This window comes from Treponema primitia, assembly GCF_046533075.1.
GTDB lineage: Bacteria > Spirochaetota > Spirochaetia > Treponematales > Breznakiellaceae > Termitinema > Termitinema primitia_B.
In genome coordinates this window covers 1-16,286 of sequence record NZ_JAJQRB010000007.1, presented here as the reverse complement: position 1 = coordinate 16,286, position 16,286 = coordinate 1, and the positions used below count along the sequence as shown (strand labels likewise).

9 protein-coding genes are annotated in these 16,286 nt (G+C 53.3%); 5 read left to right on the top strand and 4 right to left on the bottom strand.

Annotated elements, in window-relative coordinates:
* The first annotated feature begins 2 nt into the window (after positions 1-2).
* The 4 genes from LQZ19_RS01130 (at position 3) to LQZ19_RS01115 (ending at position 5,858) form a co-directional block, all read left to right on the top strand.
* Positions 3-1,424 (top strand): helix-turn-helix transcriptional regulator, encoded by a 1,422-nt coding sequence (locus LQZ19_RS01130; RefSeq protein ID WP_411045790.1) that lies wholly within the window; start codon positions 3-5, stop codon positions 1,422-1,424.
* An 18-nt stretch (positions 1,425-1,442) separates the two neighbouring features.
* A complete protein-coding gene (locus LQZ19_RS01125; RefSeq protein ID WP_411045789.1) occupies positions 1,443-4,547 on the top strand; it encodes a response regulator in 3,105 nt (1,034 codons plus the stop codon).
* A gap of 102 nt (positions 4,548-4,649) precedes the next feature.
* Positions 4,650-5,099, top strand: coding sequence for a bacteriohemerythrin (locus tag LQZ19_RS01120; RefSeq protein WP_411045788.1), 450 nt, complete (start codon positions 4,650-4,652; stop codon positions 5,097-5,099).
* Positions 5,100-5,204: 105 nt separating this feature from the next.
* A complete protein-coding gene (locus LQZ19_RS01115) occupies positions 5,205-5,858 on the top strand; it encodes a PTS sugar transporter subunit IIA (protein ID WP_411045787.1) in 654 nt (217 codons plus the stop codon).
* On the opposite strand, the gene LQZ19_RS01110 is transcribed toward LQZ19_RS01115, so the two are convergent.
* On the bottom strand, positions 5,855-7,039 hold the full coding sequence (locus tag LQZ19_RS01110) for a hypothetical protein (RefSeq protein WP_411045786.1): 1,185 nt from the start codon (positions 7,037-7,039) through the stop codon (positions 5,855-5,857). The genes LQZ19_RS01115 and LQZ19_RS01110 overlap by 4 nt on opposite strands.
* Positions 7,040-7,074: 35 nt before the next feature.
* On the opposite strand from LQZ19_RS01110, the gene LQZ19_RS01105 reads away from it, so the two are divergent.
* Positions 7,075-7,740, top strand: a complete 666-nt coding sequence (locus LQZ19_RS01105) for an RluA family pseudouridine synthase (RefSeq protein WP_411045785.1) — start codon at positions 7,075-7,077, stop codon at positions 7,738-7,740.
* A 126-nt stretch (positions 7,741-7,866) separates the two neighbouring features.
* Here LQZ19_RS01105 and LQZ19_RS01100 read toward each other — a convergent pair whose 3' ends face one another.
* The 3 genes from LQZ19_RS01100 to LQZ19_RS01090 all read right to left on the bottom strand — a co-directional run bounded on the left by LQZ19_RS01100 (position 7,867) and on the right by LQZ19_RS01090 (position 15,962).
* A complete protein-coding gene (locus tag LQZ19_RS01100; protein WP_411045784.1) occupies positions 7,867-10,005 on the bottom strand; it encodes a hypothetical protein in 2,139 nt (712 codons plus the stop codon).
* Entirely contained in the window at positions 10,006-11,910 is a 1,905-nt protein-coding gene (locus LQZ19_RS01095) for a tetratricopeptide repeat protein (protein WP_411045783.1), read from the bottom strand.
* Positions 11,911-11,987: 77 nt separating this feature from the next.
* On the bottom strand, positions 11,988-15,962 hold the full coding sequence (locus LQZ19_RS01090) for a hypothetical protein (protein WP_411045782.1): 3,975 nt from the start codon (positions 15,960-15,962) through the stop codon (positions 11,988-11,990).
* Between the last annotated feature and the right edge of the window lie 324 nt (positions 15,963-16,286).

Genomic DNA, 16,286 nt, shown 5'->3' with positions numbered 1-16,286 from the left:
GTATGCAGGAATTTCCTTCTGAACGCCCGAAGCCCAAAGGGTCTCCCCCGGAAATAACAAAAAAGGAAAGGGTAAGCCTTAAGCAGCGTTTTTTTCTGACCCGTATTCCCGTCACGCTCTATATCCTGGGTTTAGCGGTATTCATAATCCTGCTTTTAAATGGGACAATAGATTACGGCAGCAAAGAAATAAAAACGCAAACCTTCCGGGAGCGTCATCGTATTGCCCTGGATCTGGAACGGCGCTTGGGAGAAGTTGTGGTGGATTCCATACAGTTTTCCCAATCCCTGGCGCGGAATATTGAAAACCATCTGCGGGTTTCAGAACTTGACATGACTGAATTGTCCTATCACCCTGATATTCTCGAAACAATAGCCGATGACGAGTTTGATCTGGTGCTTATTGCACTGGATAGGGCAAAGGTGTCGGGGGTGTTCGTGGTACTTGAAGCAACCGTTAATCCCTATATTGAAGGAGCGGATAGCTCCCATTCAGGCTTTTTTATACGGAATGCGGAACCGGTTGTACCAAGCAGCTCTTATAAATTGTTTCTCCGGGGTTTTGCGGATCTCGCCTATAAAAACAATCTTTCCCTGCAATCAAACTGGCGGCTGGAATTTACCGTTACCCCGGATAGGGATCTCTATACGGCGCCCAAGGCAACTTTCGAAAAAGATCCTTCCCTGCCCCTCTCTCGTTCCTATTACTGGACTTTTAATGGCCTCCTTGGCGAATATAATGAAGAAGAACCTACCATACTTTGCAGCGTTCCCATAATCAGTTCACGGGGAGAGTTCCTGGGGGTATGCGGGTTTGAAGTAAGTACCCTGCATTTCAGGACTATCCACAATTCCAGCACCGATCCTTATCCGCAGCTTCTCGGTATGTTCGGCCCCCGCAACGGAAAAGAATTTGAAGGCGGGCAGTACCTTCTCTCCGGAAACAGGGGCGACCGGCAATTTACGGATTTTGTTTTTTTGGATAATGTCGAAGCCGTCAAACTCTATCCCGGTAATTCCCCCTATACGGACAAGGTGATGGCCGTGGCGCTTGGTATGCCCAAACAGGATTATAACCGGATGCTTTTTTCCCGCAATGGTTTTCTTTTGGTAATTCTCCTTCTCCTGGGCGTCGGGATATTCATCGTTTCATTATCGCTTAACCACTACTACCGGAAATCCTATAGCGAGCAGCTTGCAAAACTCCAGGGGCAATTTGTTCGTATGCCCCCGGATTTTGATAAATTCGGCCTTTCCAAACGGGAAAAAGAAATTTGCACCCTTCTATTAAAGGGGTATACTATCAAAGAGATAGGCGCTGAGCTTTTCATTGCCTTTGCAACCGTGAATAACCACTGCCAGAATATTTACCGGAAGCTGGGCATCAATAGCCGCCAGGAATTATTTTTGAAATTTGGAACGTAAATGTTCTGGGGGGAATTTATGAAACCCAAGCTGATAGTCCAGGAAAATTATAAACAGTTGATATTTGTTATTCTTGCATTCCTGGCGATGGTACTTATCAGTTCCTTTTTTGCCGCCGGGATAGTAGAAAAATACATGGCCACCACCGCCGAGGGCATACTGAGCACCGCAGAAACCCTGATCGAATCTGAATTCAAGGAAGCGGAAGTTTCGGTGTTCAATACCGCCTTTTCGGTCCGCAGCCGGCTGCAGGCAGGCCAGTCCCTCGCTCAAATAGAGCAATACCTGGTCGAGCTGACCGAGTGGCTAAAAATGTCTCTGGGGGATGTGGATTTTATAAGCCTTTACGGGGTTTTCAATGGGAAATTTATAGACGGCAATCGGTGGATACCTCCGGAAGATTACCTGCCCGAAAAGCGGCCCTGGGTTATTGCGGCCAGAGAGAACGAGGGTAAGGTTATTTTCACCGTTCCGTATCCGGATGCCAGGGACGGCAGGATGATTATAAGCGCTTCCCTGGCTTTGCGGGGAACCGACGGAAAAGATTATGGGGTTGTCTCCTACGACATGGAATTCGATAGTATCTCCGAATATGTCAAGGGCCTTCAGTTTTCCAAGAGCGGCTACGGTATGCTCATCGGCCCTGACCTTGTATTTATCGTCCACCCCGACGAGTTCTATTTGGGCAGGAAAATGCAGGAACTAAGCCCGGGACATGCGGCCATTGTGGACGAACTTCAGAGGGGCAGCCAAATTTCCCGGGTAAACCTGACGAACAATCAGGGAGTTAAGGTTGTTGCCCTTTACCAGAAAATGAAAAACGGCTGGTATATCGGCATTGCCGAACCAATGGAAAGTTATTACCGGGATGTCAATTTTATGATTCTGGTACTGTCCATTGTGGGCGCCATCCTTATGGCAATATTGTGTTATATTCTTATCAAATTAAGCATGGCAAAGATCCGTTCCGACGAGAAAAATAAAAGCAAAACTTCCTTCCTCGCCCGGATGAGCCATGAAATACGCACCCCCATGAATTCCATTCTGGGTATGTCTGAAATTATACTGCGCAAGAATATTTCCGGTGAAATTTTTGAATACATTTCCATTATACGCCAGTCGGGGAATACCCTGCTTTCCATCATCAACGACATTCTTGATTTTTCCAAAATAGAATCCGGCCATGTTCAGATAGAATCAAAGGATTATTCCTTTGCCTCCCTCATAAACGATGTGGTTAACGTAATCCGGGTGCGTTTGGTGGACAAGCCCTTGGATTTTTTTGTCACCGTGGACAGTAATATCCCGGCGGTACTGCAGGGTGATGAAGCGCGGATCAGGCAGATACTGATCAACCTGCTCAACAATGCGGTGAAGTATACCCGGCAAGGCCATATCGCCCTGGATGTGGGGATGAAACGGATTGAAACTCATAAAATGGATCTTGTTTTCCGGATCAGCGATACCGGTATCGGTATAAAAGAGGAGGACATGAAGGATCTGTTCAACGATTTTATCCGGGTAGATGTGGATCGCAATCAGGGTATCGAAGGAACCGGGTTGGGCCTTACCATTGCTAACAACCTCTGTTTGGCCATGGGAGGGGGGATCACCGTATCCAGCGAATACGGTAAAGGTTCGGTCTTTACCGCCGCCATGGTGCAGACATTTTCCGATGACCGGCGTATTGCCTGGGTGGATAATCCTGAAAGTAAAAAGATTCTGGTATTTGAAGAACGCCCCCTTCATGGTGACTCCCTGAAAAGCGCCATGGAAAATCTCGCCCTCAATCCTGTGTATGTTTCGGATCTTGCTGTTTTTAATAAAGAATTGGGGGAGGGTGATTACGCATTTGCCTTTGTCTCCTCCCGGTATGCCATGGACTGTATCCCAATCTGGGGCAAGCGGGGTAATTCCATGCAGCTGATCATCATGACGGAACTGGGGGAACTCGCGGTATACCGGGAAACCGGCAGTATTCTTATGCCTATCTATTCGGTTGTCCTTGCGAATGTCCTGAACGGTGTTGTTACCAAGGGTTATTCTTCCTATGACGGAGATGCCTACTGTACCTTCCCGTGGTCGAAGATATTGATTGTGGATGACATTCCTACTAATCTTCGGGTGGCTGCGGAATTAATGGCTCCGTACCAGATGCAAATTGATACCTGCCAAAACGGCGCCGATGCGGTGCAGATGGTAAAAGATAAGCGCTACGATCTGGTTTTTATGGATCACATGATGCCCGGCATGGACGGGATCGAAGCGGTGTCGCATATCAGAAAAATCAATGACGCTGATAACTACTATCAAAATTTACCGGTTGTCATGCTTACGGCCAATGCGGTATTCGGTCAGCGGGAGCTGTTTCTGAAAAACGGTATCAATGATTTTCTTGCAAAACCCATTGAAGTTCAAAAATTAAATGCCATTTTGAAGCGGTGGATCCCCGAATCAAAACGCAGGGAAGCCAATATCCCCGCCGCAAGTCGGGGTAACGAAAAAGCGGCGCCCGTGGATATACCCGGGGTTCTTGTCTCCAGGGGGCTTGCAAATACCGGCGGTTCTTTTGCTATCTACCTTGATATCCTTGCTGTTTTCAGCCGTGACGCCCTGGAGCGATACGATGAGATAAAGAAAGCGGTGGAGCAAAAGGATTACCGTTCCTATACTACCCTGGTTCACGCCCTGAAAAGCGCCGGCCGCAGCATAGGCGCCTACGACTTTGGCGACAGCGCGGCTGCCCTGGAGGAACTGGGTAAAGCACAACTTGCGGCGGGAATAGCAGAAAAGACGCCGCAATTTCTGGAAGACCTAAAGACCCTTACCGCCAATATTTCCGAATTTATTGCCAAGGCTTCCGCCGCTGCGCGGGAAACTTCGTCGCAAGCTGCGGAAACGCCTGAGGAGATTGATATTTCCCCCCTTCATTTTGAAGCCCTGAAAGAAGCCCTGGTAAACATGGATATTGAAACTGTCAATAAAATCATGCTGGAATACAGTGTTATACCCCTGGATTCTAATACCAAGGATCTGGTTAACAAAATTAAAGAGGATATCCTGCTCTTTGAATACGACAAGGCTGTGGAAAAGATCCAGGCGATGTTCAAGGAGGATATATGATGATGGTGAATGGTATCCCGCTATTGAGATAGGGTTTCTTTTCACTTTTACCACTATATTTTTTTTCTTCCCCTGTTATATACTTGATGCCAGGGGTTGTTTATGGAAAGCGATGCATTTGTTGAGTGGGACGATCGGTATTCGGTGGGTATTCCGTTAATTGATGATCAGCATAAGGAACTTATCAGGTTGACCAATGAGTTGTACAAGGGCTGTCTGACCGGAGATGAAGCCGCCCAGGTCTATTTTATGAGCGCCGTAAAGGGCACGGTTGACTATGTGAAGTACCATTTTAGCGCGGAGGAAAAGCTCCTGGAAAACGCGAAATATCCCGAAATTGCGGATCATAAAAAACAGCACGAGAGCTTTATCAAACAGATCCTGGGCGATGTTCAAAGTTATCAGGGGGGAAAGAAATTCGTCCCCAATGTGTTTGTCCGTTACCTCAGGGACTGGATCCTTTCCCATATCGCCGTGATGGATAAAAAATACGCCGCCTACATTCTAAACCTCAAAAAACAAGGCGCCCTAAGCAGCACAATCGGCGTATAGCAGGGATTGATTCGCCAGCCGCGCGAGCGGCGAGTTATATAACTTCCATACAGAACAAGTTCGCAGAACTTGACATATCCTGACGTTTGTTGTAAAATAATGGTAATGATTGACGATGATATACTTACTATAGATGAAGTAGCGAAGTATCTTCGGGTTTCCGAGCGGACCGTGTACGATTGGGCTCAAAAGGGGGAGATTCCCTCGGGAAAAATCGGGACCGTCTGGCGTTTTAAGAAATCAGAGATTGAAAAGTGGGTAAACGACCGTCTTTCCACCCATACCATGGCATCGCCCATAGAGGCGGTGGCTGTGGAGACCATTATTTCCCCGGACCGTATTCTCATCCTTAACTATTCTACTAAACGTGATGTCCTTTTAGCCTTGGTGAATAATCTGGCTAATGCCCCTCAGGTAAAAAACCGTCAGGAATTGGTAACCGAAATCCTCAAGCGGGAAGAGCTGATGACCACCGCCATGGGGCGGGGTATCGCTATTCCCCATGTCCGCCTCGCCTCGGTGACGGATCTGGTGGTTTCCGTGGGGATCAGCCAGACCGATATCATCGATTTCCAGGCCCTGGACGACGAGCCGGTGCGGCTGGTGTTTATGGTTGCCGCTGCGTACAATCAACACGCCTATTATTTACAGACCATATCGTTTTTCAGTACCCGGCTTAGGGACTTCACCCTTAGGAAGGATCTTCTTGCCAGCCAAACACCCAACGAAGCCTACCGGCTGTTGACCAAGCATAGCTAAAAGCTAATTCCCAGCCAATAGGTAGGATCGCTCACCTTTTGCCCAATACGTCCCAGGGCTACCGCTGCGGTAGTTTCCGCCACCAGCCATCGCTTGCCTTCCCATTCAAACCGGGCGCCGACGCCGGGGATATCGATCAGGCCCATGGCGTGGCCGTAGTCCGCGGAAACCATGATTGCCGCAGGAATATTCGCCTGTTCCATGATGATGGCCCAGAGCATGGCCCGGCTGTCGCAGTCCCCCCGGCCTTCGATGGCGGCGCTTATCAGGTTCACAAAATCGCTGCCCAGGAGATCCCGCTCGTAGCTAAAGGTCTGTACCCATCCCAGACCCTTCCCCGCCAAATCCCATCGGCTCTGATCTCCGGAAACGGCGCCCGGCGCCGCCCAGTACCGTTCCAGGGCAAAGGCGATCTCGCTCAGACGGCTGAAGGAGTCCCGGTATATGGCCCGGTAAAAACGGGTCCAGGCTTCCTTCCAGTTCGGCTTATCGGCGCTGCGTTGAAGTATCTCGAACTCCCTATCCACCACGGCCTGGGCGCCTTCCGCATCGTGTTCGCAGGCGAAGGCTTCCAGGGATAACCCAAAGGGGGATACCCGTACCCGGTTTCCCCGGGGGTAGGTAAATTCCGTTATGGGACCCGGGGAATACTGATCCCCCTGCGCCGGGGCCAGGGAATCCAGGGCGGAAAAGTAAAGGATTTGAAGCTCCTCCTTTGCAGCGTTGCCATAAGCCAGGGCCAGGATTAGGGGCACGCCATCCGGCTTGGCTTCCAGCTCCATACAGAGCCCCCAGCCTGAAAGCCGGGTCTGAGCCCGGTTTCTCGTCCCCGGGGGGGCGGGAAGCGAAAATTCCAGTTCCAGAAGAACCGCCTTCTTGTTCCGGTACTCAAAAATACTGGTTTCCCCGCTGCTGTTCAAACGCTTTTTAACATCCGCGGCCAGGGCTTCGACCGAAGGAAATGAGGACTGATTACCCGGGGGATATACGGCCAGTTCAAAATTCGCCCCGCCGGTGGTTTGGAAACTAAACTTGTCCCTGCCGTCCCCGGAACTGTATTGATACTCTTCGGGAAGATCGATACGGTAACCCCAGGACGGCGAGACCAGGGGTTCCGCATACAGCATTGCTGAAAAAAATGCGGCAAACAGCGCCGCCGCCAGAATATTTCGTTTATCCATGATAGTATAATAATCGGTATGTTGGGGAATTTTTCGTGAAGAATATCGCCGTACTTTTTGAGAATGACCAATGCATGGTCCTGAATAAGCCCGCGGGTCTTGCGGTCCAGGGCGGGGAAGGGGTAGGGAGCTCTCTGGACTCTCTCCTATCCGCCGAATATTCCCCCCGTCCGCTCCTGGTGCATCGTCTGGACAAGGACACTTCGGGTGTCATCCTGGTCGCCAAAACCAAGGAAGCGGCAGCCCTGTTTTCCGGCATCTTTGCAAGATCGGCGCCCGGCGCCGTTCAAAAACAGTACCTGGCAATCTGTTCCGGCTGCCCCGAACCGCCAAGCGGAACCATCGAAACGGACCTGGAAATCCGGGGAACCACCCGGAAAGCCCGTACCACCTATCTTAGCAGTGCCAGGCACCTTTTTACAGGCGGGGAGTTCTCCCAGTTGGAACTGGAGCTGGGTACGGGCCGTATGCACCAGATACGCCGCCACCTGGCCTCCATAGGCCACCCCATCCTGGGGGACGATAAGTACGGGGATTTTCCCCTGAACAAAAGGCTCCGCAAAGAGCGGGGACTTAAGCGGCTGTTGCTCCATGCCGGCAGGCTGGTCATCCCGGAAGGGCTTTGCGGGTTCACGCTGGATGTGAGCGCGCCGCTACCGGAGTACTTCGGGGCGTTTTTGGAGGGCAGTTCGCCTGCCTGAAAGCGATACTATTTTTAAAGAAAAATCCGACCGCTAAGGCGCAAAAGGCGCAGAAGTATTTAAGGGAATAAGACCCCTCATTCTCTTCCCCTTCTGCGCCTTCGTCTCCTTTGCGGTTAAATTTCTTCAAATTTGGGAATCTGCTTTTCTTATGATTGTTTCACTGTTTTCGTTTTTCCGGATATGATCCGAGGGCGTTCCTTCCCTTGTTTCATCTCTGATAGGGGTATCCTCAGCACGGCTTTCAAGTTCTTTCAGGGCGGCGCTGTTCGCCCAGACCGTGGAGCCCAGCCGGTCTGCGTAAGACCGGGGACGGCCCTGCCATTCGCGGTAACTGCCCAGATAGGGGTAGAGCCCCGCCAGCGCCGGGTTTAAGCGGACCACATCCGAATAGGCCGCTCCGGCGCGGGGGAAATCTCCGGCGCCGTACAGAGAACGGGCAATTCCCAGCCAGCCCTGGGTATCATCGCTCAGATTCAAAACTACCTGCTCGTAGCATAGGATGGCGTCCTGATAGCGGCCTTCTATAAAAGCAAGGTGTCCCAGATTGATCGCAGCATCACTGTGTCCGGCCTTGGTAAAAGCCGCCGCTGCCTTGTCAAAAATACCATAACGGCCGTAGAGAATCCCCAGTTCATTGTACCGGGCTTGTTCCCCCTCCAATTCCTGTACCCTGTCCCGGATAATAAATTCACCAACACGGTTAAGGGACTCTTCCAGGGCCGTAATAAAAACAGTTTCTTCGGGCATGGCCGGGGCGCGTCTTACAGCATCCGGTACGCTTACCGGCGGGTAGACAGCCCAGGATTCCTTCATGGGGTACAGGCGTCCTTCCTCCCCCGCATCCCGCCACTCCTGAGCGCCTATCCGCCAGGAGCGGAGAAAGCCCTTGTTGGTCACCGTAATTTCCACCGGCATCCACCATTGATCCCCATGGCGGATCAGATCCGATTCCGGTATCCCCGCGGTATCCTGGCCAAGGGAAAAGGCCATGTAAATATGCCCCGGTATGGTGATGAAGGCGGTATCGATCCCCAGCGCTTCCAGCAGCGAACAGAAGAGGATGGAAAGATCGTCGCAGTCACCGCCCCGGTAGAACAGGGTTTGATAGGGATAGTTCAGACTGTCCAGGCTGCTTGCGGATTCTGAAAGTTCAACGTAGGAACTTGCCGGGTCTATCACATAATTCATGCCATATACATTCAGGGCTTCAAAAAGCCCCAGGGCGTACTGCACGTTTAGGGGCAGGACCGGACGCTTCCGGGTCTGCACCACGGTCTCCACATACCGGGCAAAACTCTGCGCTGCGGGATCACGGGCGCTTACAAAGGAGGCTGCCCGGCGATCATCATCCCAGCTCATGGCGTTCCGGTGGAAAACCGGCAGGGTCATGGTTATTGCCGTCTCCTTTCCGCTTCCCAACTGCCGGTAGTTGATCAACACCTGGGCGTTGGCGCTCATATTTTCTGTTAAAGAAAGCATGGATTCGTTAAACAGCGCCGTTACCGGCATATCCATCGATTCCCCCGCGCCCAGGCGGGGTATTACCGCGAAAGACGAGGGGCGGCTCATAAACTGTTCCTGGTACAGGGAAAGGTTTACATTGGTGATGGCCGTTTTTTCATTATTCACCACCCGCAGCATTGCTACGGGATTTTCTTCATACCATGCATAGGATACGGGGAACACCGGGTACTGCTCTTTCACTTCCCCCCGGATGGCGGCGTCTTTTTTAAACAACTCGGAAAGGGAAAGACGTACCCCAAGGTTAATCCCCATGGTGTCAATGGACCGGTTGTTATAGAGATTGTACCGGGTATAGGCGCCGGAAACCGATAGGGCTAAAAGGGGTGAAAGGTGTATGTCCGCACCCAGGCCTCCTCCAAAGCTTAAAAGGGTATCCGAATCATCATTCCCGCCGTTCTGATATTGGAACATACCCGCATTCCCCTCCGCCCAAAGGGAGAGCCGGTCCAGGGGCCGCCACCGGAACACGGGCCCCAGTTTCCCCGTGAAGAAGGAAAAGGCCGTCCCGGTTTCCACCGCAATCTGCGAATATCCCCCGCCTATGCGCAGGCCCAGAAAGGACAGGGGCGCCCATTCCGCAGCAGCCTCCATCCCAAAGCCCGGAACAAAATATCCCGCCGCGTCCCCAATGGGTATAACCGCCAGGGGCGCAATGCGCAGGGAGAAATCCTGTTCCGAAAAAACCGGCCCCGAGATGAGTAGTAATACTGCGCACACCAAAAGTGATTTTCCCGCCATTTATTGGTTCCGTTCCACCGCAATAGAATTAAGTCTCCGCCTGGCGGCGGCGTTTTCCGGTTCCCGGGAGAGGATCTGATTGAAATACTGTTCCGCCGCCCCAAGGTCACTCTCCAGCAGGGACAGGTTGCCCAGGTTTAACAGGGCGGGGAGGGAGCCCTGGTCCGCCGCCTGGACAAAAGCGGCTTTGGCTTCGGCGTTGCGGCCGGAACGCAGGTAGAGCAGCCCCAGCCGGTTATACAGAAGGGCGCTGGGACTACTGAGGATCTGCCGGTCCAGCTCTGCAATCTTCGGAGCCAGCTCGTTGACCACGTACTGGTCCAGGGCAAGGGCCGCCGCCTGTTTGACCGTATCCTCCCGGGGCTGGATAAACTGTAAAGCCTGGGCAGGGAGCGGAGCGGGCGGGTATATCCCCCAGGTATCCCCCAGGATTATAAATTCTACATTTTCCTCCGCCTTAAAAGCCCGGCCCAGCTGTTCCGCAGCTTCCTCCCAACTATTGATAAAACCCCGGTTAAAAGCCGCCATGGAAAGGGGCAGCCAAACTTCGTCGTTGACCACCAGGAGCTTGGACATATCGTTAAACAAACTATCCGCCGCCGCAACTCCAATGCCCAGGGAAAAGGCGGTGATAAAATCGTTTTCCTGGGGAATAAGCGCCGCCCTGATCCCCATACCCTCCAGCAGACAGGCCAGGAGCAGCCCCAGATCCGCCGCCGTCCCCGACCGGAAGGTCAGGGTATGGGCCGGGAACTGCACCATATTAAGGGCCGCAGCATCACTGTTATCCCGGAGCCAGAGATCTCCCGCCAGCAATCCTTCAAACAGATATACGGCGGATTCCATATTTTGGTTTAACCCGGTCCGCCGCTTACTCCGGGCAAGGCCGGCAAAGAATTTCGCCGCCTCCAGGGTCTCCGGGTTTGTGGGGGACACGAAGGCTGCAAGGGCCGCAGGATCTTCTGCGGTACGGTTCCGGTTATACACCTGTACCGCCCCGTTCCGCACCACCGCCCGCTCCTTCCCCAGGAAGGTGTAGCGGATCACCAGTTCCCCCACAATCCGGCCGTTTTCGGTAAAGTTGAGCAGCGCCGGCGCAAAGTCCGCATAGAGGGGAAGTTCCGCAGACCGGTTTTTCGGCAGCAGCGGAATAGTCCCGCAGGGATACTCCGAAGCCGTATAGTTTCCCGCGCGGAAACTGACCCGCACATTACGTATCTCCGCCGTTTCATTGTTCGTAATGCTGATGATCCCCGCCGGGTTATTCCGGTACAGGGAGAGCAGCAGGGGATAGACCGGCTCGTCCTGGGAGACCGCAGCCTGCACATCCGCTTTGGAAGCGCGGGTTTCAAAGCTAAACTGCGCCGTAAGCCCCGCATACATCCCGGTAAGGAGGCTGACCCCGCCTGATCCCTTGAATTCTTTCCAGCCGCCGGAGAGTGAGAGTACAAGCGAGGGATTAAACCGGAACCCCGCTTCCCCACCCAGCCGCCACCAAAGGCCGTTGTCGTAGCCTGTTCCCCTATTTGCAAGGTGCTGCACTATCTGATGTAAACCCAGCGACCCCTCTGCAGCCAGGTATAGGCGGGAAAGCGGGTAGTAGAACAGGCGCGCCCCCAGAGCCGCCGCATAGGGCTGAATGTCCCCGGAAGCCGGTGAGACGAGTCCCCCGTAAAGGATGCCGCCCTCAAGGCCCAGGGAGTAACCAATCCCCAGGGGATTGGTAAAAACGCTGGATATATCAACATCAAAGAGCAGATCCCCGCCGCCCCCCAGATCATAGAATTCCGCGCTTTCCCCCTGGGGGATAAAAAAGAAGGGCCTAAGGCGGAAATCCAGGTCCAGGGCGGGAAGGGGAGAGAGGACCAGGAGGATGAGGATGAGCTTAAGCAGAGATGATTTCATGGTTGTCCTCCTGTGTTCTTTCCTCATTTTCCGCCCATCGGACGTCGGGCGCCCAAACTGGCGCCAGGCGCTCTTTTCTAGTCGGGTGGGTGGTTCCCCAACCAGCCCGTTGGGTAAACATTATTCGGGGTATTCGAACTGATGACCCCCGAATTATTCCAGGTGAAGCTACTATCCTCCTCCCAATACACCCCGCCGCCGTTGCCGCTCGCCGTATTGCTGCTAATGGTTCCTCCGTTCATGATGAAGGTCCCGCTGCTGACATACACCGCGCCGCCGTCGCCGCTGTTGTTGTTATTCTGCAGCGTCGCGTTTGTCCCCATCATGAAGCTCCCGCCATCTACCTTTACCAGCGGGCTTGAGTGGAGAAGCGAAGTACCCCCTCCATCCAGGAAAAGAGCATAGGACACCGTCCCGATAGTCAGGGAAGCGCCGTTTGCCACGGTAAACATCGGTATGTTTGAAGCCGCAGTTCGTGTGAAGGTAAAGTTGCCGGTATTCTTTTTTAACGAAACGTGGACGTTGGAGGGAATGGTATAACCCGTATCCGCACCCACACTCTGGGATGTCCCATGCATCAGGATTAGGTCGGGGGAGTTTACACTACCCCCTGCGGGGAAATCCGTATCACTAAACACATCCTGCAGCGTATCATAATAGTCCTCAACGCGTTCGTCCCGATACCTGGTGTACTTCGCGTCTATCAGGTAGCCGTTGCGCTTAAGCATATAGTTCGTTCCGGCTGGTCCATACACCTCGAACTTGGTATTATTGTTCGCAACAAAGCCGGTCAGCACCGGAGCAGTACGGGTGGTGCCCCAGTCCTCCAGAGTAATCCTCATCATATAATAGTTGCTGGGTGTCAGCTTAGCACTCCCAACCTCGATAGTTCCCGTGTTGCCGAGGAGGCACGCATCTTCAAAAAAGGCGCCGTTACGCAAGATCAGTGTCCCCGCAAGTGCTATACTGTTGCGGTTGCCGTTGATTAAGTTGATGTGAATCATGGCGGTCCCGTCCAGGCTTGCCGTACCGTTCTCCGCCAGATAAAGGCCTCCCCCGGAGGCTGCGTTATTCACATTCGTCCTATCGTCGCTCGGTAATGATCCGATGAGGCTGTTCCCGGTCATTTTCAGGTTGGCATAAGGGCCTACATATACGCCGCCCCCGTTTTCTATGGCGGTGTTCCGCTGTATCTTCCCCCCAGTCTCTATGCTCAGGCTGGGCTTGTTCCCGGCTGCCGTCCCCACCAGGTACACACCGCCGCCATCACCGCTTTCCGTGCTGTTATCGCTTATCAAGCTGTCGTTCTGCAGGGTGATAAGGCCCCCGGTTCCATACACCCCGCCGCCGTCGACGGACGCCGTGTTGTTGTTGATGCTTCCAAAGGCGGTTACGATTAGCTTCGCGTTGGTTCCCTCCAGGTACACACCGCCGCCCCGGGTTGCCCGGTTGCTCTCGATGGAGCCTGCGTCAATCCTCAGGGTCCCTCCAATCACGGATACTCCGCCCCCAGAGCCGGTGGTCGCATTATTATTCTGCACACGGGATGAACCGTTAATGGTAAAGGCTCCCTTGACCTGCACCAGCGCGCCGGTCCGGCTTACCGAGGGCGCGCCTCCGTCCAGGATAATATCATGGCTGCCATCCCCCAGGGTAAGGCCCGCCCCGGCGGGAACCACAATTGGCGAGCCGCCCGCCGCGGTAAAGGTAAGCTTCGTATTACCAAACTCCGCCGCGACCAAGCGCACATACCCCTTCACGGTGATGGGCCCGCCGATATCAGCGCCGGTGGCGCTTTTCAGCACGGTGATGTCCACAGGATTGGCGCTCCCGGTCCCGTTCGGGACTGCGTCAAAGGCGGCTTTCAGGGTGGTATAGCCCACGCCGTTCACCGCAGCCACGGTGGGAGGGGTGGTGTCGCTTACCGTTTTCTCGGACGGCAAGGATGTGTTCCCCGCCCGGTCAATCGCATAGGCCTTTATCGTATAGCCCCGGCTGTCCGAAACAATCCCATCGACCGCGGTAATAACACAGGGTTGCTGTTCCTTGCCCACTCGTTTGGTTCCCGTAATGGATGTCCCGGCGATTCCCCATTCCAGCTTTATGTCCTGCACATCCCCGCCCGGATCAGGCCAGCCTACCAATATGGTCTTCGCCGCCTGGTTATAGGAAGCGGTAAAGTAGTCAGGAGCCGCAGGCGCTATGGCGTCCGGGTATACGGTCACCGAAACCCCATCGGATTCTTTTGAGTCATTGGCTGTCTTGACCGTTACCGTATAGACCGCTCCGTCGGGGGCAGCCAGATTGTCAATACGATAAGTCTGGGTTCCACCTGGGGTTACTAAACTTATTAAAACATCTCCGGTTCCGCTCCCAGTCCAGTTTATTTTGATTTTATCCGTACCCGTCTCCGATGGGTTAGTCCAGCTAATGGTTCCCAAGTCGCGTGAATACGTGAGCCCGGTTACCGGGCTGGGTGTATCGGCATCGGCGGTGAAGGGAAAGGTCACCGTCTCGCCGGAGTTCCCGCCCCGGTCTACTGCGGTGAGGGTAAAGGTATAGCTCCCCGCGCCTATCGTTAAGGATTTGCTTTTTGCCCCAGCCAGGGCCGTTGAGCCTGATGAGGAAGGGCCGATCCAGTTTATGGCGATATGATCCAGATCGGCATTTGCCGGATCGGTCCAGGTCAGGGTGATATCCCCGGCGCTCCGGTTATACACCCCGCCAACTCCGCTTACCGGGGCCGGAGGCAGATCCAGGACGGCGTCAACATAGAGATTGCCTTCCCGGGCCGCATTTAACCCGTACCCCATTCCATAGGAATCCTTGGGCTGTATATAAAACCGGAGTACCCCTTCTTTGGCGGTCTGTACCGTATGGGGTATGACAAAGGGTATTTTTTGCACTTCCCCGGTGTACACCAAGGCCAGGGGAGAACTTGCATCCCGTAAATTATCATTGGGATATACCCGGGGCGGCTGGGTTTCCACGGGCACTATCTGGCCGGTGATGTCCATAATCCGTTCCTCGGTAATGGCTATTTCCTTTATGGCGCCCATGTTTTTATAGGCGTCAAAAAACAGGTACACGGTTCGCTGTCCCGCAGCATTACTTTTCAGGGCATATCCATCCGGCCAGGTTTGGGTTGCATTATTGTAGTTAACGGTATTGTCGGAGAAAAACACATCCGCCGCTCCGGTACCCAGGGCGCCCCGGATAAAGCTAAGCACCGGGAGGTCCTTGTTAGGGCCGTCGGAAGTCCCGTAGCTAAAGGTTCGGCTTTCCGCCATATACAGGGGATAGTCCTTGCTCCGTATGCCCGTGGAGAGTTCTATCGTGATATCGTGGTTGGCAAAGCCAAGGCCGTCAAGCGCCGCCGGGAGCAGCCGGATCCCCCATTCGTCTTTTTCGAGTATATAAAGTTCGGTTAAATCCCGGGACTGGCCCATCCCCTGGTCCGGTTTTCCCGTAATGGCGATGGTTCCTTCAGGGTTGGCGGAATTCCGGAAAGAGAAACTCCCGCTGTCCACCGGCGCATTAAACCGTATCTCCACCGGATAGTTGGTAGGCAGCCTTGGAAAAGCAGCGTTAGGCAGGTTATGATCCGCCACCTCCGGCAGGGCCGCACAAAAGGGGATAATAGTCACCCCTTCATTGATGATGATCCGTACCTCCGCCTCGGTTCCGGACGCATTGAGGCTTTTAAACTCCACTTCGGGACCTAATTTCGTGTCCCCATTTTTCGGGTCCGTATCCGCCCGGTAAGCCCGCCATTCTACAAAGCCGAACCCGGGGTTTACACTAAAGGCAACGTTAAAGGGCACCTCCAGCTTAGGCCGGTTATCCGGCAGGGTAATAAGCCCCGCCGGTGGGTTGGCAGCCCCGGACCCGGGAATAAGTTCCATCCGTACCGACAGCACCGGCTGCTTGGCAAGCCAAACCTCGTAGGCCACATCATCGTACACATTCCGGTGATCCTTGGCGAGGAACAGATCGCAGGAGCCCAGACCAAACAAGAGGATTACAGGAATTATAGAGCGCAGTATTTTCATGCTACCCCCTTTTCAGCAAATAGCTTTTTTATAGGGTACTATATCACACCCTTTAAGAAAACCCACTAAGATGATAAAAAAACTAAAGAAAAATCGGATTATCGTTTATAAAAGGCACAAAGGGGGGGAAGAAATTAGGGATTAAACCCAGAGGAGACACAGAGATCACAGAGGGAAGAACACAGAGATCACAGAGGGAAGAACACAGAGATCACAGAGGAGACACAGAGGAATAAGAAGAAAAAACACAGAGGACACAGAGAAAAGACTGGACCTGCCCCGAACCGGTAGACAAAAAGTTAAGCCATAAAGAAACTCAATAAG

Bases quoted from the DNA above. Each gene is read 5' to 3' on its own strand.
- LQZ19_RS01130 (WP_411045790.1), top strand. From the start codon at position 3: ATGCAGGAATTTCCTTCTGAACGCCCGAAGCCCAAAGGGTCTCCCCCG.
- LQZ19_RS01125 (WP_411045789.1), top strand. From the start codon at position 1,443: ATGAAACCCAAGCTGATAGTCCAGGAAAATTATAAACAGTTGATATTT.
- LQZ19_RS01120 (WP_411045788.1), top strand. From the start codon at position 4,650: ATGGAAAGCGATGCATTTGTTGAGTGGGACGATCGGTATTCGGTGGGT.
- LQZ19_RS01115 (WP_411045787.1), top strand. From the start codon at position 5,205: ATGATTGACGATGATATACTTACTATAGATGAAGTAGCGAAGTATCTT.
- LQZ19_RS01110 (WP_411045786.1), bottom strand. From the start codon at position 7,039: ATGGATAAACGAAATATTCTGGCGGCGGCGCTGTTTGCCGCATTTTTT.
- LQZ19_RS01100 (WP_411045784.1), bottom strand. From the start codon at position 10,005: ATGGCGGGAAAATCACTTTTGGTGTGCGCAGTATTACTACTCATCTCG.
- LQZ19_RS01095 (WP_411045783.1), bottom strand. From the start codon at position 11,910: ATGAAATCATCTCTGCTTAAGCTCATCCTCATCCTCCTGGTCCTCTCT.
- LQZ19_RS01090 (WP_411045782.1), bottom strand. From the start codon at position 15,962: ATGAAAATACTGCGCTCTATAATTCCTGTAATCCTCTTGTTTGGTCTG.